The sequence below is a fragment of the Spirosoma sp. KNUC1025 genome, from assembly GCF_045160025.1.
Classification (GTDB): Bacteria; Bacteroidota; Bacteroidia; order Cytophagales; family Spirosomataceae; genus Spirosoma.
In genome coordinates this window covers 2208285-2226631 of sequence record NZ_CP087139.1, presented here as the reverse complement: position 1 = coordinate 2226631, position 18347 = coordinate 2208285, and the positions used below count along the sequence as shown (strand labels likewise).

The following is an 18347-nucleotide window of genomic DNA, read 5'->3' as shown; positions in this document are numbered from 1 at the left end:
ACACCTGTTAATTCTTTAATACGGCCAGCCTGTCCATATCAGCTCAGGCTGGCCGTAGAACGTATCAAGATGAACAGTTTTGTTCACCCGACTCACTCGCTCACCAATCTCAAGTTGCTGCTTAATTAGTGGAAACATGAAAAAGTGTTTATATGTCCTATGAAAAGCAATTCATATTTGTACATATAAATTTATAGAGTGTTGATTAAAAAATTTATTTTAACAAATTACACAAATTATATACGAGCTTTGTTTAACTTTTTGCTCAGAAAAAACGGGGAAAGTTAAACAAACGGCATGAAAGCTCAACTTTCAAAAAATACCAATTCACCCAAGGACCAAATTCCAGCGGATACATTGGCAAAATGGTTGTCAGCAGTTGCTGATTTTAAACAGCGATACAAGCAGGTAATTGGCCTTCTTGACATACACAACCACAATCAGAATATATCTCTGACTAATGTCGAGTGTATAGGCCAATGCCCGATTAGTCAAGTAACCGGATTGCTTAACAAAATGCAGGAAGAATTAGAAAAGTTACTTATGGATTTGAGTCAGGCTAGCCAGATGGATCGTTTAGTCAGAAAGAACAAATACAAAAAACTGGCGGCTCACACGCAGGCTATTGAAGAACTAAACCATGAGGCAGAAAACGTTTTTTTGCTGGCGTCCTTATCAGCCTCTTGATAGGATATCTACCTAACTCACAGATGGACATCCACTAAGTATATACCAGATAGTCAGTCGGTTAACCAGTACGATCTATAAAATATCAGTAGATAGATGGTGAAACAGCACAAGGCTTTGGTGGCTTCAACCGGAAATTTTATTCGAACTCTCGAGTTGCGTTCTGCTTAGAGTACGTCGGCTACGTATCCAGCGTATCAGCCGGTTCGACGTCATAATAATCAGGAGAATTACCCACATACAGGTTATATCCATAAGTATTGCCAGTACTGGCCCACTATACGGATTGCTTTCCGAATCGCTGATATAAAGCGTAGGCGATGTCATTCGGATCAGCAACGGAGAAAGGATAATGGCCAGAACAAAAATGGATTGCTTTCCCATAATGACGAGTAGATTTTTCAGCAAACACCAATAAAATAAAACAGGGCAAGAAACCTACGGGTAGACGATATCCATTACATCAGTTAGTATCTCTTACAGCAAAATGACTAATAGTCGGCAATGGCAAAAAAAGCCCGGCTCAACGCGACCGGGCATTTATTTCTTTTACCTCATAACCTAAAAAATCTTTCACCCTCCATACGCTAGCTTATCCCCTACCAATCCATGTAGTACCTAATGCGTACGTTTGATAGAACAAAGTTGGGGCTAACTGTCTGCCTACCACATGACCTAAATCAGCCAGCAAACTGATTTTTGACAGCTTTACCTATGTAGCAGTACTTGGTTTCATACGATTGGGCGCTTATCTAACAAATGTCCTGTATCTATAAATTTCACCAAAAAAGAACCAGTTTATCTAAATTTGGATACATTAGTTTGTAACAAATGAAAAATCGATATAATATAGTTGTTTTCATTTGTTAGAATGGGTACATTGCCTATAATTGCAGATTTATAAACCTTCCTCATCCAATGAATGACCAGAAAACCGATCAGGCGGCAGAAATCCTGAAAATTATCGCTCATCCTATCCGAATTCGAATACTGTTAGCTCTGGCCGAACAGCCATCTGTAAACGTATCGACCTTACAGGAACAGCTTCAGATCGAACAGTCGTTGCTCTCGCAATACTTGATAAAAATGAAAGACCGGCGAGTGCTCACCAGCAAACGACAAGGAAAAGAAATCTTCTACTCATTAGCAGATACTTCGCTGCTGGAGGTAATAAGACTTCTGTTAAGTACGCGTTAGCATATACAGCAATGGCTGAATCAACCCTGCTGGTTCAGCCATTGCTGTACCTCTTTAAGCATTCTGGCGGCCGATTGGCTCGTTGCTTCAACACCACTATACAGACGTTGCAAATTTGTGTTTACGGCGCCTGACAGACTCAGAAAAACGCTGTACTCATTTATGTGCTGAGGACCAGTTGGTAATTCCCGGCCCGAAAAGAAATCGACTAACTCCTGATATTCACGACTCAATTGCATGCCGCAAAAATAAGCAGCAAACCTGTTGAATAACTACCCGGCCAGCCATAAACCAGAGAATGGTTCCTTTCTCTTCATCCGGGTGGCTGCTGTGAATACGGAAAATCCGTAGAAATACAGTAACTCCAAAAAACTGGAGCTATAGACGCATAGCTGTTCTTATCCAGCCGATTCATGCTCTCAGTTGACCATTTAGCCGATGCCCTGGCTTATGGCATACAATTAGCAGACAGAATCGTATTGTTCGTGGAATATTGAAAATCATCGGATCGTGAATACGTTTATCCGGAGACTTTTTCATGAACTGATCTGTTAACCAGCCTTACGCGTTATGCGCTATAAACTGATTGTTCTTTTTTTAATCAGCAGTATTGCCTGTGCAGTTGGTCAACGTTTGACCGAACCAACGCCTGTCATCAGCAGAGCAAAGCCCGCATCTATAGTTGATTTTGAGCGCCAGGTTAAACACTACCGGTATTTGAACCCCGATTCTGCTACGTACCTGGCCAAAAAAGGAATTGAGTTTGCCCGACATCAGAGCGATAGTAGCGGGGTCGCATTAATGCTCGTTCAGTTGGGCATGATTGACGATAACAAAGGTAAGTTTGAGGAATCCGACAAGAAATACAGACGGGCGCTGGGTCTCTTTAAAAAAGCGGACTCCAAAAAAATATTGCCACCGTCACGATACGTATTGGCGTTGTGGCCTTACGAAACGGCAATTACGATAAAGCCATAGGCCATTTTTTTCAGGCGTTGAAAATGGCCGAGACCAGCCGGGATACGTTCGGTATCATGGAAGCGCATTACAGTATATCCTGGGCCCATCTCGACCAAAACCACTACGATCAGGCTTTACGCTACTTACAAACTGCGGAGCAATTCAACAAGCGGCTTCCTTTTTCAAACATCTCGCTGAATATCTACAACCACTTTGGGGTTATTTACCGGCAAACGGGCGAGTTCGACAAAGCAAAGGGCTACCTGAAAAAGGGAATTAGCTTAAGCAAAGCCCCTGAATATCAAGGGCTCAATATTACCATGATCAATAACCTGGCTTCTGTTTATGCCAAAGAGGGCTTCAAGCAGAAAGCCATTGCTTTACAGGAAGAAGCGCTGATACGGTCCAGAGAGATCAATAATTACCTCCGCGAACTGCAAACACTGTATGGCCTTGCCAGAACGTATGGCAGTGACAATCCGTCAAAAGCTATTTTTTACTTAAGACAGGCGGCTCTGCTGGCCCGTGAGAAAAAAGCGTATAAGCAGGAAATGCGGTACCTCCGGGAGATCACCGAACTCTATAAAACACAGGGTAATTACCGGGAAGCACTCATGACCAAAGAGCGCGAACATGCGCTGGCCGACAGCTTTTTTTATAAGGATATGTCGCAACACATTGAAGCGCTGAAAGCAGAATATGATCTGAGTAAATCGAAAGCCAGAATCAACGAGCTAAGTTATATCAACAACAAAAACCGGCTGGAACTCGAAAAATCGACGCTGGTACGTAACGTTACGGTTGCCAGCTTTATATTGTTGCTTGGCATATTAGGATTGGTTTATAATCAGTACCGAATCAAGCAGCGGGCGAATAAAGCAATTGGGGAGAAAAATCATTCGCTGGAATTGCTGGTCGAGGAAAAAGAATGGCTGCTGAAGGAAATTCACCATCGCGTGAAAAATAACCTGCAAATCATAACCAGTCTGCTCCATTCGCAAGGCGTTTACCTAAAAGATCATGCCGCTCTATCGGCCATTCGGGAGAGCCAGAACCGGGTACATGCGATGGCGCTGATTCACCAGAAACTGTATCAATCCGACCGATTGGCCAGCGTTGCGATGGCCGAATACATCGAGGAGATTGTCGATTACCTGATCAACTCGTTCGACAGTAAGGGCTCGGTTCAGGCGCAACTGGCAGTCGCGCCGGTCAATCTGGATGTCATTCAGGCTGTACTGGTGGGTCTGATTCTGAATGAAGCCGTGACCAACTCACTGAAATACGCCTTTCCGCACAACCAACGGGGAACCATCAGTATCAATCTAGCGGTCTTGAATGCGCAGAAATATTGGTTACAAATTCGTGATGATGGGATCGGATTACCGGCCGACTTTAATCCTAGCAGAAGCCGTACGCTGGGCATGAGCCTCATTCGGGGTTTGAGCAAACAACTTGGTGGCGACCTTCAAATCACCAGCGAAAGCGGCTTACAGGTCAGCTTATTTTTTACGGAAGAGAAGGTTATAAAGCCTAGGTCGAAAACTACTTACTGATTGGCGGGCAGATTTGTCAGTAGGGTACGTCAGTAGCATCGGCTAAATCCGTTTCCGCGGTCGGCGGCATTTGATTATACATATCACGTAGTGTATGGATCATAAACTCAATGCTGTCCCGATCCTTAAATACTAAAGCAACCGTGTTTTTTTGTGTCGGCAACTCGTCAATAAGGTGCCCCGATACATAATCACACGTATTTATAGCTGTCCAGTCCGATTTAGGTTTCGGTACTCCATCCGACACAAACCATAATTCGTTTTCAACATTCGTAACCAGATCACGGACACCGACCATAAGTATATCGCCCGAACCAAACTCGACTTCCTGCACGATCTGATTTGTTCCTCGTAAGCGATCCAATCGAATTGGCATAGTTTCCTGCTATTTAGTGGACTAATTCATTAGTATACTAAGACGCATTACGGGCTATATAGGTTACATGAATCAGACTAAATTTGTAACTAGTATCAATTGATTGTTTTCTTCCTAGCTAGTGAGAAACATACACATGCTTACCTATTAGTAGGTAGCAAAAGCTTTTACGTAGCATCTGCAGTTGTTTCGTTTCTCGATGAAGCTACATTTATGCTCGCAGGCCGCACATGGTGCGTGATTATTATCATCAGAAATAGGGACACGCTCAATAGTAACGAAACAGTTTGTATCTGAAAACACCTATCGTATATACTAGGGCGTTAGGCAAGTTTCGATTTCGAAAAGCTTGCTGAATAGTTTATAAAATTCAAACCTTATGGAAGTAAATCTCCGAAAAACACTACTCTTTGTGAAGGATGGCTCGGCAAGACGAACGGTTGCCTGCAAAATGATCAGATCAGCAAACCACCCGCTCTAAATACGTAACATAAATCGGTCAATTTATTTGATACTAACCCATAGTACTATGAATCGTCTGGAAAATAAAGTGGCCTTCATTACAGGAGGCAGTAGTGGTATTGGCCTGGCAACTGCTCAGGAATTTATTGCACAGGGAGCTATTGTTATCATTACCGGTCGAAATCAGGAAACCTTGGATCAAGTTACGTCTGAATTAGGTGATAAGGCTTATGGCTTTGTCTGGGATGCCAGCGATTCGGCTGATTCAAGCCATGTTACGAGTTTTATTGAAGCTAATTTCCCGGCTATCGATATCATTTTCATTAACGCCGGTGTTGCCAAATTTGCTACGTTCGAGAAGGTGACGCCCGAAATTTTTGATGAAAGCATCAACACCAATGTCAAAGGAGCCTATTTCACCATTCAATCCTTGCTACCCTTTATGAATCGGGGTGGTTCTATTGTGCTGAATACATCCATCAACGCCCATGTTGGTGCCCCCGGCGCCAGTGTATACGCTGCTACCAAAGCCGCCCTGCTGACGATGGCCAAAAACCTGTCTGTAGAACTCATTGGTCGCAATATACGCGTCAATGCCGTAAGCCCAGGTCCTATACAGACGCCCTTGCACACATCGGCCAAGTTGGGTTTGTCGGAACAACAGGTGGAGCAGATGAATCAGGGCATTATTGAGCAGATTCCGCTGCATCGGTTCGGACGGCCAGAAGAGGTCGCAAAAGTGGTCCTGTTTTTCGCATCCGACGATTCGTCGTTTGTGGTAGGTGCCGAACTGATTGTAGATGGCGGTATGACGCTGTGAGCCAAGCCCCTGTGATCCCTGATTTGGTATTCGTAATTGGCATATCCAACTGTGGACAGAATGTTTTCAAAGCATATTCTGAACCCATGAAGATAAGCAGCTGGCAATGTTGGAGGGCTAATTCGCTAATTGGTTTATAAAAAACGAGCCCCAAACCTACCCGTAATCTGCGCCGTCAATCGAGCCAATAAGTCAGCTGGGGGCGGTCCTTTCGGAGCTTGTAAACGAGTGGGTACGTCATCGATAGACTGACTGAAATCCCAAAAGAAATTAGCAAAATCGCCGGGAGTAACGGCCGTAAGCATACGTATCTGTTCACTCTGGATAATAAATTGGTGGGCAACATTCCGGGGTCCAAACACAGGCTGGCCTATTTCACCCATGATAACGCTATCGCCAATTTCGAATTGCACCCTACCCTCAAGCAGAAAAAACGTTTCGTCCTCCCAGGAGTGAATGTGCCGGGGAGGTTCACTTCCTTTGGGCATCGTAAAATCGATTAGGGCGAAATTACCCTCGGTTTGTTCAGGCGAAACAAGTACCCGAAAAAACCACCCTGGTAGGCACGTAATGTATCGATTTGAATGGATGTGGTCTGTTCAGCTAGCATTTGCCTACAGGCTTAGGGTGGTTTGTTCGGATAAAAAAGAGATGGTGTAGATAGGTAATTGTCGTTTACGAAGGCAAAGATGAGGGCACTGTTTGGGGCGCTAAAGCCTGGCCCAACTGAAGAGGTACTTTTTCGGGCTGAACTGCAAATTTTCCATCCTGAATTGCTCACCGCTGATGCCAACTGACAATGGTACGCCGATGGAATCGACCGACTCAACATCCAGATTAATTCTGACACAAAGCCCACTGAAAAACGAATCTGGCAAAACATTTGTAACATAAAATATATTCTTTCTTTAGCAACCTCATCTAATTTTACTTTATATGGCAACGATTGCTTTGTATGGTTTCGGACGGATTGGCCGACAGTTTCTGCGTATTGGTTTAGAGCAAAACCTGTTTGTTCCGGTTTCTATATCCGATATCCGGGACGAACCGACCCTGGCCGCTTTGTTCGCGGTCGATACCAATTATGGCCGCTGGCATGAACCTGTTTCGGGAAGCGAAGGCAAGCTGACAATTGGCGGGCGCGATATTCCCTATATCAATTCGCAGAAAGAAGTGCCGAATTGGGCCGAACTAGGCGTTGATCTGGTGGTTGACTGTTCGGGCCGTGCTACTACCCGTGCTGGTGCGCAGGTACACCTCGACCGGGGCGCCAAATACGTGCTTATCAGTGCGCCGAGTAAAAGCCTGGCCGACTGCGATGCGGTGCTGCTAAAGGGCATCAATCTCGATACGTTCGATCCCGCAAGTCATCATATCATCAGCATGGGTAGTTGCACAACCAACGCTCTGGCTGCCGTAGTAAAGGTTATTCTGGAGAATTTCGGAATCCAGTACGGGCTCTTCTCAACCGTGCATTCGTATACCAACACACAGTCGCTGACAGACCAGCCAATGAAAGACCGGCGCGACTCGTGGGCGGCTGCGGAAAACATCATCCCGTCCTCGTCGGGTGCGGCTCGTGCTCTTCAGTTTATCTGGAAAGACCTCAAAATCACTGGCAAAGCTTATCGGGTACCCACGCGTACGGGTAGCATCGCCGAGTTGAACCTGATTACCGAAAAAGACTGTACCGTAGAGGAAGTCAACGATGCTTTCCGCAAAGCGGCTGCCGATGGGCCTCTGAAGGGTGTGATGGACGTACTGGAGGAGCAGTGGGCTTCATCCCGGATCGTAGCAGACCCCCATTCGTCTATTATTGACCTGCCGTTGACAGCGAAAGAAGGCAACCTGCTGTCTGTAGCGGCCTGGTACGATAATGAGTGGGGCTTCTCAAATCGATTGGCAGAAGTGGCCGCTTTTCTGGCAGAGCGTATTTAGGTATCAATCCTATTTTTATAAACGCGATCGAACTCAACTGGTGCCAGTTGAGTTCGATCGCGTCATTTTTTCTTCCAGAAACTGACGTTTGGGATTTACTACAAAAACGATTCAGTTTTACTTGCTTTTGGAAAGTTTAAACAGGTTCCTTATCAGCCGTGCGTTAATCTGTTACGTTTGTCTGAGAGCGCCTGGCTGAGTACTCAATTACCGTTCGAGGGATCCGTCGGCGGCTGAATGGAAAGTACTTTCCGGATGCCCAGTTTTTCCATTCGATATTCCAGCGTTGTCGGTTTTAGATTCAATAATTCAGCAGCTCCCCCACTACCCCGAATCCGCCCGTTTGTTTGCTTAAGAATTGCCAGAATATACTCCCGTTCGGTTTCCTGTTGAATCTGTTTTACATCCTGCAAATCTTTCGGCGGTAAACCTGCTGGTTGTCCGTAGCTTTTGAACGTAGCATCGGGCTGAGCCCCCCCGGAAACGTATTCATGGCAAATAGGCTGTTCACCAGCGGACGCCCCAACGTAAGCGGAGATTGGCCATCATTCAGAATAACAGCCTGTTCAATGATGTTTTCCAGTTCCCGGATATTGCCCGGCCAGGGGTAATTGACCAGTTCCTTAAGTACCGTATCACTAATTCCCCGGAACGGCTTACCTAGTTTACGAGCTGATTTCTGAGCAAAAAACTGGGCCAGCAGTGGTATGTCGCCGGGGCGTTCCCGCAGGGAGGGCAACGTAATGGGAAACGTAGCCAGCCTGAAATACAGATCCATTCGAAACCGCCCTTCGGCAACTTCTTTTTCCAGATGCCGGTTGGTAGCGGCAATCACCCGTACATCAATTCGGATGGGCGTTTTGCCACCGATCCGTTCAATTTCTTTCTCCTGCAATACGCGCAGCAGTTTGGCCTGCAACTCAAGCGGCATCTCCCCAATCTCGTCCAGAAAAATGGTGCCGCCCTGTGCCAGCTCGAATTTACCGATACGTCTTTCGAATGCGCCGGTAAATGACCCTTTTTCGTGACCAAACAATTCGGATTCGATAAGCGTAGCGGGTAAGGTAGCACAGTTAATTTTTACGAGGATCTTAGTCTTGCGTACTGACAGATTATGAATGGCCCGCGCAATCAGTTCCTTTCCCGTACCGCTCTCGCCCAGAACCAGAACGGTGGTATCGGTATGAGCGACCTGCGTAACCTGATCGAATACCCGTAGTAAACGCTGACTTCGACCAATGATTTCCTCGAAGTTGGCCGATGTTTTCACTTCTTCCTGCAGGTACGTGTTTTCGCGCTGGAGTTGTTCACTGAGCCGGGCCACTTCTTCGAAGGCAAGAACACGTTCCAGCATAAGTACGATCGGTTGCTCCAGCCGTTCCGTCAGCCTTACATGCCGGGAGAGGTACGTATCGGATTTACGGCTCAGGAAAGAGAGAACAAAGAAATCCTGCTGGTTTATGTTCAGAGGAATCTCCAGCGACGATTCGAGCCGGAAGGTTTTCGCGAGCAGTTGTACGTACCGATTCTTTCTACAGTACTCGTCAAAATCCTCTTCGTTGTAGCGTAACGCTCCTTTTTGTTTGGTACCCGACCGTACTTGAATCAACTCGTCGACAGGCATAGCGGTCATCTGCTGAATATCAGTCAGGCTGATGGTCTGATATTCCGAAAAGCCGACCCGATAATAATTAAAAATATGGGTGACGTCCTTTTTCTGGTACCTGATCGTCAAAAAATCGAAGGGAATATGCGGCTGAAGGAGTATGGAGGCATTGAGTAGTTTCTGTTCCCAACTTTCAGATGCCGACAGAGCATCCAGCAATTCGATCTGAAGCGCTTTCTCTTCGCGCAACTTCATTTCAACACTATGCGCATGTCGGTACCGGCTAATTTCCAGCGTAGTTAACAGATCTTTTTCCCGGAAAGGCTTCACAATGTAGCCACTGGGTTGTGTAGCCTTCACAGCTTCCAGTACGCTTCGGTTGTCGTTGGCAGAAATATAAATAAACGGAATAGCTCTGTCTTCCAGCATCTTAGCCAGATCGATACCCGTTTCCTTCCCTTTCAGGTAAATATCGAGTAGCACCATATCGGGCTTTTGCTGCTCCATAAGCAGCAGAGCTTCTGCTACAGAATCGGCAACACCCGTAACCGGATAGCCTGCTTCTGTCAGAATAATCTCCAGATCATTGGCAATAATATACTCATCTTCAACAATCAGGATTTTATACGTAGCGGTCGAAGAAAGAGGAGGGTTGATGGATGGATGCATAGTCCGAAAAGCGTTATGGGTTACCGAATACAGACTGTGTTTTCAATCTGTCACCTAACAAGAATTACACCTTTTCAGGCCTTGATGAACAAAAGCCGCGCAAAAACATCAGGTAGCTGCTTTTTTTAACTGCGATCTGCCAATCTAAAGCTAATTTACTGGACGTCTGGCCAAAAGCCCAATTAACTGAAGCCTGTTTTATTCAGAAATAGAAATTCCTGAAAAGACATGCTGGTTTCAGATCACTGCTCTCATAACTCTGGCCGCCACGAACAGGCTGGACAGGTCCGGTTTTTCTGGAGATCTCCAGTTTCGTGTATTCCAGCGGATTCTCTCCTTTAGTCCAGACATGCAATCTGAAGCCTTGAGGATGAGTCATTTGCTCTTTACGGCTACACATCATACTTATTCCCGGATTACCTCAGGGCAGTGGCATTTCCGTTGATACATACTATTTGTTGCCATATAGTTTAGGCACGTTACCATCATGGCCACTACAAAGCAGATTATTGACCTCGTGTACAGCACCATAACCGACAGCAACCTGAGCCGGGTTTTGCCGGTACTGGATGAGCAAATCGTACTGCATATTCCCGACAACGTACCTTTCGGTGGCGAATACCACGGCAGAGGTGGCTTTCTGGCGCTCATGTCAAATGTTTACAAACTCTACGAAAGCATTCAGTTGAGTTCACTCATTTTTTTCGCTCCCGACGACGCCAGTTTACTGGAGAAATCGATTGTTGTAACTGGCAAACTAGAAGGTAAACTCCACATAAGCGATGAACCGATAACTGTATCCTTTATACACTATTGGCTACTCAGCCAGGAAAAAGTAGTGGAGCTGCGTGTATTTCACTGGGATACAGAAAGGCTGCGCAGTCACTTTCTGCCACCAGCCAAAGGGCCAATGGGTTCGGCAAATGGGCACAGCAGTTCTGAAAACGGCAACTTACCCGAATAAGCCACTTCTATGCGTACGATCAAGTAGTATTTTCCGGCAGCAGAAAGCTTACTAAACGTATTGCCAGACAGACCGCTGTTTACACGATCATCTACGCGACTATGGAAACCTTACCCCCAGACCGAAGAACTTTTCTGAAAACCGCACTGGCCAGCCTGTCTCTGGCATCGCCCGGTTTGATCACACAAGACTGGCAGGCTCCTGTTGCCTCAGGCCATCCGGGCCGTGTCCGGTTAAGCTGTAATCTGTATTCGTTCAATGAACCGCTGACAAACGGCCAAATGACGCTCGAAGACGTACTGGTCTTTTGTGCCGAACTTGGCTTCGATGCTGTTGACCCGACAGGCTATTATTTCCCAAACTATCCAACTACGCCCGAAGACAGCTATCTCTATCAAATTAAACGAAAAGCATTTCGGCTTGGTCTCGACATCAGCGGTACGGGTGTACGTAATGATTTTACGTTACCCGACCCAACGCGACGAAAAGCTGAAGTTGAACTGGTCAGAAAATGGACCGATGTTGCCGCCCGCCTGGGCGCTCCTGTTATCCGTGTATTTGCCGGAACCGGAAAAGAGCTGCCCAAAGATTATAATCGGGACGAGGTCACGAATTGGGTTGTCGATGCCATTCGTGAGTGCACAGACTACGCTGCCAAACGGGGCGTGATCCTTGTTCTACAAAATCACGCGGATTTTATCCAGACGGCCGACCACGTACTGGATATTGTGCGCCGGGTCAATTCAGACTGGCTAGCGGTCAACCTCGACATTGGCAGCTTTAAAACTGGCGATCCTTATTCGCAAATTGCCAGTGTAGCCCCTTATGCCGCTACGTGGCAAATCAAGGAAAATCTGTTTGTCAACGGGCAGGAAGTGGTCACGGACTTAACCAAAATTGTACGTATTGTGCGTGAGTCAGGTTATCGGGGATATTTACCGATCGAAACGCTGGGTAAAGGCGATCCAAAAGAGAAAGTGACGGCCTTTTACGAAAAAGTAAAAAAAGCCCTAAACGCTACGTACTAATCACGTCGAGATCCTGATTTTTACCGCTTGCTCAAGAGTAGTTGCTTTTCTCTCAGGCAGTTAATTAATTTTACACCGCATTAAACTATCAATGCCGGTGTCTACCATTGTTTAAAAACCCACATTGGGTTACGTCTTCTCTTCCCAACCGTTCGATCAAGGCTGGTTCAGCTGACTTTGCGTTTCGGCTCCAGTAAGGTCACGGTTTGCCCGAATTTTCGCGAATCCGGTACGTCCGGTCATTGAGGCACGCCTATGGCTATTACTGACTGTACCTGAGCGGGGTTATTATGCGTCATCCAGACGATTTACGCTTAGGGATAATCTAAGTCAGTCGAATGGCACATTTTGGCCGACACGGATCAAATTTCGAACTAACAAATTTTAAATCAACGGCGTATGAGCATTACTCATACGCCTAATTATAGCTTTCAGGAAATGAACACGGTTATAAAAAAGAGTGGTATCAGGATTTTTTTGCTGGCTTAAACTGCGAAATGTGGGAAAAAGCAGCAACCGCAAACTGGACTGAACAAGAAGTAAATTTCTTACTGAACGTACTTGAATGCCAAACTGGCGCTAGTCTGCTGGACGTTCCCTGCGGTTTTGGGCGGCATACAGTAGCCCTGGCAAAGCGGGGGTTTACGATGACAGGAATTGACATATCCACTGAATTTCTCCAGAAACTAGCTGCTCAGGTTGAGGCCGAACAACTCCCCGTCCAGGTTATATACGGTGACGTAACAACAACGCGATTCACCTCCTCTTTCGATGGTGCATACTGCCTGGGCAACAGTTTTGGCTATTTCGAGTACGACGGGATGACTGATTTTGTGAGAAACGTATCGGCAGCTTTAAAACCTGGGGCGCGTTTTGTCATCAATTCAGGGATGGTGGCCGAAAGTATTTTACAGCACTTTCCGGAAACGAACCACTACGTTCTCGATGACTTAATAATGGACATCCGCAATACTTACCTGATCGAAGAGAGTTGTATGCTGACCGAACTCAGTTATACAAAGGGAGAGCATACGGAAAAACATTACTTTAAGCACTTTGTGTACACTCTGTCCGAAATAAAACGAATACTGTCCAGCTACGGGTTACGCACAATCGCCGTGTATAATTCGACGGAAAAGGCAGCTTATCAACTGGGTGATCAGCAGATGTATCTGGTGGCGGAAAAACGGTAGTAGGCGTGTTCAAGTAACGTCAGCACGTTGCTTGTCTGCCAATAGGTACGTGCAATTGGGATTGAATCAATGTATTCAATCCCAATTTGTTTTCCAACGTAATAACGTAAAGGCCGAAGCTGATTTATTTCGACCTGTGCTGATGAAAACTGTACTGATTTTACGGAACACCCAGTTAAACGACTTTTTTTGCTGACTATCAGCTTCGTTTAGCGGTAAGCTATTTCAGGAGAATGCAGGACAGCGTAATTTGCAAAACCCTTCCACCATTTTCTAGCTCTTTTTCTTATATGGGTTACATAAAACAACTTGACACATTAAGAGCTATTGCCGTCATTTTTGTAATTATTCATCATTGGTTAAGCCATATTCATTTTATAAATAAACTTTGGTTAGGCTTTTATGCCGTTAATACGTTTTTTGTTTTAAGTGGGTTTTTGATTACAGGGATATTATTTGAGCACAAGCAGAAGGCCGAAGCGCTAAATCTATCATCGATAATCGTGCTTAAAAACTTTTATATACGGAGAGCACTCCGAATTTTCCCCATTTATTACCTAACCATTTTTTTATTATTACTCGTTGGCAATCAAACAGGTACACATATCCGCACTACGTTTCCATATTACTTGACCTATACGTCTAACTTCTATTTCTTTAGGACTGAGAAATGGGACGGGATACTTTCGCATTTCTGGACGTTAGCGGTTGAAGAACAGTTCTATCTTCTCTGGCCCTGGCTGGTCTTATTTGTCCGAACGAAGTATCTGTTACCCATGATAATCGGCTTTGTCCTCGTTGGTTTTTTTAGTCAATTAGCGCTTATAAAAAATCACTGGGCTGGTGTTTTGCCCATTACCTGCTTTGATTTTTTTGGAATGGGTGCTTTACTTGCCTGGGTAATTACGTTTCGACCCAATTCCACTCAAAAATTTTACCGATGGACCACAATCATCTCATTAATAACCTTGATTTGTTTTTTCTTCGTTAATGATATGTGGCTGTATCCTCTGTTAAAATTTAGCTCTGCAATTATTTCGGTATGGCTTATTGCCTATATAGTAGGGTACTCAAGAGAAAAAACGCCCTTCGACTTTATCTTACGGAACCCAATCTTATTATTTATCGGACGTATCAGTTATGGTTTATACGTTTATCATTTAATGATTCCAAGGCTTGTAAAAGGAACAATAAGCCGGTTCAACCTGCATGGATTTTTACCAGATACCTTTCAACTTTATACACGGGTTTTGACTCTTATTGAATACATAGTCGTGTTAGTTCTTATAGCGTGGTTATCATACATATTGATTGAAAAGCCTTTTTTGAGATTGAAAAAGTATTTTACCTACGAACAAATTCACAATACCTCCCAAGCTTCTTTAAGCTCTTAGATAAAAAAGCCACAATCGCGCACGGTTTTCCATAGTAGAATTCTACGAAGCTCTTCCAGCAAATTTCAGGCACACGTTGAATTTACCAGTCATACGAATGGCTAAAATGAAAACGCCTGTATCGGCCAGTGAGGCTGGTAGCCTTTAGTGCCTTCTCTTTTGGACGTTTATGTATTGCTCCACCCAGTTTTATGTAGCTTGTCTGTTGTCAGCAATACTAACTAACACTACTCTCCTCCCTGTAATCGATTCGTAAGCCGGAGCGTGCATTAACCAGAGACAATGCACAGTCAATATAGGTTGCAATAAACCCGTTGCCTCATTTATAGCATCGGCAGATGGCTTCTGGCCTCGGTAACGGGTTTGTTTATTACCTGGATCAATCACTTGCCTGGGTAGTCATTTAATTATGAAGATACCCTTTCAATTCCTGCCCTTCTTTTACTGTTCGGATACAGCTATGTTCAGTTGGATGACGATAATAGGGGACTGACTCTGCGAATTATGTCAGAAAAGCCAACACGAGCCAAACACGGGGGATGTTCCATACCCAGAAATGCGGTACCGGATCGAGTGGCTATAAAGAGGAATGCAATCGGGCACGAGTTCTAAAAAAAGGAAGTGCAGCCGGAAGAGAAAAGATTCAATAAATCGTAAACTCAATCAGAATAACTCAATGTTAGCCATGAATTATCGGGGGCCCCGACGGGTCCGCATCGACCATAAACCCATGCCAACGATCAAGCATCCCGAGGATGCCATCGTACGGGTTACGCGCTCCTGCATTTGCGGGTCCGACCTACACCTGTACAATGGCAATGTGCCGGATACTCGCGTCGGTATGACATTCGGCCATGAGTTTATCGGCATAGTCCAAGAGATCGGACCTGAGGTGCACAAGGTCAAAGTAGGGGATCAGGTACTGGTTCCCTTCAACATCGCCTGTGGCAAATGCGTATTTTGTCAACAGGGCCTTTATGGCAATTGTCACGAATCAAATTCACAGGCCACCGCTGTAGGAGGCATCTTTGGTTATTCACATACGGGTGGTGGATATGATGGCGGGCAGGCTGAATTTGTTCGAGTGCCTTATGCCAATTTTGGCCCTACGGTTATCCCGCCGGATATGGACCCCGACGATGCCGTTTTACTGACCGACGTAGTACCTACCGGCTATCAGGCAGCTGAAATGGGGGGTATTCAGCCCGGCGATACGGTTGTCGTCTTTGGAGCCGGCCCGGTAGGCATTATGGCCGCCCGGTGCGCCTGGTTGTTTGGCGCCGGTCGTGTTATTGTCATTGATCAAGTGGATTACCGATTGGAATTTGTTCGCAACTACGCCCCCTGCGAAGCTTACAACTTTAAAGAAATGGATGATCCGGTGTTATTTATCAAGAAAATAACCGACTGGCTGGGAGCCGATGTTTGTATCGACGCGGTAGGTGCAGAAGCGGCAGGCAGTGCCCTGCAAACCATTACCGGACGAAAGTTATTGATTCAGGCTGGATCTGCAACGGCGCTTCACTGGGCGATCAACTCGGTCAAAAAAGGCGGAATCGTCTCGATTGTGGGCGTGTATGGACCTACTGATAACCTGGTTCCGATTGGCAACGTTGTGAATAAAGGCATTACCATCCGGGCCAACCAGGCTTCGGTAAAACGACTGCTGCCGCGGCTAATCGAGCATGTACAAAATGGTATTCTCAACCCAAAAGCCATCATTACCCACCGGGTGCCGCTGGAAGAGGTAGCAGAGGCTTATAACATCTTCGCCAACAAGCTGGACAATTGTATTAAACCTGTTCTTATTCCGAATGCAGCCTAAAGCTAAAACGACTATGGAAACACTAGAAACGACGGCAAAAGCCTATGCTCATATTCCGGGTTGGGGCATTGATGCTGATCCCAAAAATGACCCGACCTACCCTATCCGACACCGTCTTGACGGACCAGCTAATGAAAAGGGATACACCTGGGAGAGGCCGGAACAACAACCCGTTGACATAGAGATACTTCACTCTAACGAACGACCAAACGTAAGTGCAGTATTCGGTACGTCCGTTCCGCCATCAGGACTTAGTGGTCAGATCCGCCGGTTTGCCTTTCGATTCAGCGAATCAGAATATGGACACTGGTTACCCTTACTGCTCGCGGATCGAGTCAACGTAGTGGAGGGCATCATTGATGACTTAAAGCAAAGTCACATTCCCAATATTTTTGCCGAGAAGGGCATGAAAGCCGATTTGAAATACAACCGGCAAGGCCTACTCAAACAGGCATTGATTGGGGCCGTAGTAACGACCGCCCTGGTTGTTTTCCTTTCCAGAAAGAAAGGCCCAGTGAAAGCGTAAACGCCGAAAATATATTCTCAATTCAATTCGCAAATCCTATGAAATCATCAGACTCATCTAATCCGGAACACAAAGAAGGGCCAGTAGCCAAAGCCATTGAACAACAGACCGCTAAGCTTCCCTCCGATCTATTTCTGTGGGCAGCCTTAGCTTCTATGGGCGTTTCGGCCTATCTGCAGGCAACCAGCGACCGCAAAACAAGTTTATTTGTAGGCCAGTGGGCAGCGCCTTTCCTGCTTCTGGGCCTGTACAACAAACTAGTTAAAGTGGAAGGAAGCGATTAGCATCCAACCGCTATTCATAAAAGGGTTAAGGACCAATAGTTGCTCTAACCCGGTTACTTTTTAGTAAGCAAAAGCCGCATTAGCCAGCGCTGGTGTGGCTTTTGCTTTGATTAACTTTCAGAAACTTAATTGCACTCACCTACCAGGCCAGTAAGTTGTAAACTTTCCCTTAAGTACGTTCTTCAAAAGCTAGTTCATAACCAATATCAGGTTACCTGCGTAGACAATAAAACTGTGTAAAACACAGTCAGGTAAGCCCCTGGAATAAAAGCAGGTGTGTGCCTTGTACTTCTTAGACGAACTTTTCAGGGAAGACAAAAACAGTAATAAAAACCGTTTGTGAGGGTATAAATATACTAACGCTCTTATACGTATGCAGCCCAACGCCAGTACGAAATCTGTTCATGATTCTACCAAGCAGATTACACTCCTCATCATAGAAGACAATAACGACATCTGGATGATTGTCAGCCTGATGCTTAAAAGACAGTTGCCTAATGTTAGCTTTCACCGAGTAGTTAATGCCCAACAGGCTTTAGATTACCTTGACGAACGAATCACGAATTCCCAGGCAATCCCTAATTTAATCCTTCAAAACCTGTACCTCCCTTTACTCAAGGACGGTTTGGACCTATTGCAGGAAATACGCGCTAAGTTGACGGCTTATTCAGCTCAGCAAATTCCTATTCTAGTCATGAGTTCTTCAGATAACCCTGACGATATTCGCCGGGCTTACCAGGCAGGCGCCAGCAGCTTTTACCGTAAGCCCGCCGATATGAATAACTGGAATAGCTATTTTGATCGACTACGTCAGTTCTGGTTAGAATCGGTGATTTTACCGGTTACTTAATGGTTTTGCTTC

21 protein-coding genes are annotated in these 18347 nt (G+C 45.5%); 14 read left to right on the top strand and 7 right to left on the bottom strand.

Annotated features, from left to right (window positions below; genetic code table 11):
- Positions 1-15 precede the first annotated feature (15 nt).
- The gene (locus LN737_RS09670; RefSeq protein WP_405518323.1) at positions 16-138 is read right to left on the bottom strand and encodes a hypothetical protein; all 123 of its coding nucleotides are present in this window, start codon (positions 136-138) and stop codon (positions 16-18) included.
- Between the two features lie 159 nt (positions 139-297).
- Between LN737_RS09670 and LN737_RS09665 the strand changes: the two genes are divergently transcribed.
- Positions 298-687, top strand: a complete 390-nt coding sequence (locus LN737_RS09665) for a hypothetical protein (RefSeq protein WP_405518321.1) — start codon at positions 298-300, stop codon at positions 685-687.
- A gap of 126 nt (positions 688-813) precedes the next feature.
- Here the strand turns inward: LN737_RS09665 and LN737_RS09660 are convergent, their stop codons facing one another.
- The gene (locus LN737_RS09660; protein ID WP_405518319.1) at positions 814-1071 is read right to left on the bottom strand and encodes a hypothetical protein; all 258 of its coding nucleotides are present in this window, start codon (positions 1069-1071) and stop codon (positions 814-816) included.
- 534 nt (positions 1072-1605) lie between these two features.
- Here LN737_RS09660 and LN737_RS09655 point away from each other — a divergent pair.
- Entirely contained in the window at positions 1606-1884 is a 279-nt protein-coding gene (locus LN737_RS09655) for a helix-turn-helix transcriptional regulator (RefSeq protein WP_405518318.1), read from the top strand.
- A gap of 20 nt (positions 1885-1904) precedes the next feature.
- Here the strand turns inward: LN737_RS09655 and LN737_RS09650 are convergent, their stop codons facing one another.
- Entirely contained in the window at positions 1905-2123 is a 219-nt protein-coding gene (locus LN737_RS09650) for a DUF6965 family protein (protein ID WP_405518316.1), read from the bottom strand.
- Between the two features lie 331 nt (positions 2124-2454).
- On the opposite strand from LN737_RS09650, the gene LN737_RS09645 reads away from it, so the two are divergent.
- Positions 2455-2862 carry a hypothetical protein gene (locus LN737_RS09645; RefSeq protein ID WP_405518314.1) on the top strand — a complete coding sequence of 136 codons (408 nt, stop codon included), beginning with the start codon at positions 2455-2457 and terminating at the stop codon, positions 2860-2862.
- Positions 2826-4400 carry a histidine kinase dimerization/phosphoacceptor domain -containing protein gene (locus tag LN737_RS09640; RefSeq protein ID WP_405518312.1) on the top strand — a complete coding sequence of 525 codons (1575 nt, stop codon included), beginning with the start codon at positions 2826-2828 and terminating at the stop codon, positions 4398-4400. Before LN737_RS09645 ends, LN737_RS09640 begins: the two co-directional genes overlap by 37 nt.
- 16 nt (positions 4401-4416) lie before the next feature.
- Here LN737_RS09640 and LN737_RS09635 read toward each other — a convergent pair whose 3' ends face one another.
- Positions 4417-4776 carry a hypothetical protein gene (locus LN737_RS09635; RefSeq protein WP_405518310.1) on the bottom strand — a complete coding sequence of 120 codons (360 nt, stop codon included), beginning with the start codon at positions 4774-4776 and terminating at the stop codon, positions 4417-4419.
- 529 nt (positions 4777-5305) lie between these two features.
- On the opposite strand from LN737_RS09635, the gene LN737_RS09630 reads away from it, so the two are divergent.
- On the top strand, positions 5306-6058 hold the full coding sequence (locus tag LN737_RS09630) for an SDR family oxidoreductase (RefSeq protein ID WP_405518308.1): 753 nt from the start codon (positions 5306-5308) through the stop codon (positions 6056-6058).
- A gap of 134 nt (positions 6059-6192) precedes the next feature.
- Here the strand turns inward: LN737_RS09630 and LN737_RS09625 are convergent, their stop codons facing one another.
- On the bottom strand, positions 6193-6546 hold the full coding sequence (locus LN737_RS09625) for a cupin domain-containing protein (RefSeq protein ID WP_405518306.1): 354 nt from the start codon (positions 6544-6546) through the stop codon (positions 6193-6195).
- Positions 6547-6994: 448 nt separating this feature from the next.
- Here LN737_RS09625 and LN737_RS09620 point away from each other — a divergent pair, with 448 nt between their 5' ends.
- On the top strand, positions 6995-7996 hold the full coding sequence (locus tag LN737_RS09620; RefSeq protein WP_405518304.1) for a type I glyceraldehyde-3-phosphate dehydrogenase: 1002 nt from the start codon (positions 6995-6997) through the stop codon (positions 7994-7996).
- Between the two features lie 203 nt (positions 7997-8199).
- Here the strand turns inward: LN737_RS09620 and LN737_RS09615 are convergent, their stop codons facing one another.
- Together LN737_RS09615 and LN737_RS09610 are read right to left on the bottom strand one after the other, a co-directional pair.
- Entirely contained in the window at positions 8200-8409 is a 210-nt protein-coding gene (locus tag LN737_RS09615) for a helix-turn-helix domain-containing protein (protein WP_405518302.1), read from the bottom strand.
- The gene (locus tag LN737_RS09610) at positions 8397-10271 is read right to left on the bottom strand and encodes a sigma 54-interacting transcriptional regulator (RefSeq protein WP_405518300.1); all 1875 of its coding nucleotides are present in this window, start codon (positions 10269-10271) and stop codon (positions 8397-8399) included. The genes LN737_RS09615 and LN737_RS09610 overlap by 13 nt, the downstream gene beginning before the upstream one ends.
- Positions 10272-10758: 487 nt before the next feature.
- On the opposite strand from LN737_RS09610, the gene LN737_RS09605 reads away from it, so the two are divergent.
- The 8 genes from LN737_RS09605 to LN737_RS09570 all read left to right on the top strand — a co-directional run bounded on the left by LN737_RS09605 (position 10759) and on the right by LN737_RS09570 (position 18335).
- Positions 10759-11235, top strand: a complete 477-nt coding sequence (locus tag LN737_RS09605; RefSeq protein WP_405518298.1) for a nuclear transport factor 2 family protein — start codon at positions 10759-10761, stop codon at positions 11233-11235.
- Positions 11236-11336: 101 nt separating this feature from the next.
- Positions 11337-12263, top strand: coding sequence for a sugar phosphate isomerase/epimerase (locus LN737_RS09600; protein ID WP_405518296.1), 927 nt, complete (start codon positions 11337-11339; stop codon positions 12261-12263).
- 497 nt (positions 12264-12760) lie between these two features.
- The gene (locus LN737_RS09595) at positions 12761-13456 is read left to right on the top strand and encodes a bifunctional 2-polyprenyl-6-hydroxyphenol methylase/3-demethylubiquinol 3-O-methyltransferase UbiG (RefSeq protein ID WP_405518294.1); all 696 of its coding nucleotides are present in this window, start codon (positions 12761-12763) and stop codon (positions 13454-13456) included.
- Between the two features lie 290 nt (positions 13457-13746).
- The gene (locus tag LN737_RS09590; protein ID WP_405518292.1) at positions 13747-14850 is read left to right on the top strand and encodes an acyltransferase; all 1104 of its coding nucleotides are present in this window, start codon (positions 13747-13749) and stop codon (positions 14848-14850) included.
- A gap of 676 nt (positions 14851-15526) precedes the next feature.
- Positions 15527-16675 (top strand): zinc-dependent alcohol dehydrogenase, encoded by a 1149-nt coding sequence (locus LN737_RS09585; protein WP_405518291.1) that lies wholly within the window; start codon positions 15527-15529, stop codon positions 16673-16675.
- Positions 16676-16688: 13 nt separating this feature from the next.
- Complete coding sequence (locus tag LN737_RS09580) at positions 16689-17201, top strand: hypothetical protein (RefSeq protein WP_405518290.1); 513 nt, start codon at positions 16689-16691, stop codon at positions 17199-17201.
- Positions 17202-17239: 38 nt separating this feature from the next.
- The gene (locus tag LN737_RS09575) at positions 17240-17485 is read left to right on the top strand and encodes a hypothetical protein (protein ID WP_405518288.1); all 246 of its coding nucleotides are present in this window, start codon (positions 17240-17242) and stop codon (positions 17483-17485) included.
- Between the two features lie 373 nt (positions 17486-17858).
- The gene (locus tag LN737_RS09570) at positions 17859-18335 is read left to right on the top strand and encodes a response regulator (protein ID WP_405518287.1); all 477 of its coding nucleotides are present in this window, start codon (positions 17859-17861) and stop codon (positions 18333-18335) included.
- The last annotated feature ends 12 nt before the right edge of the window (positions 18336-18347 follow it).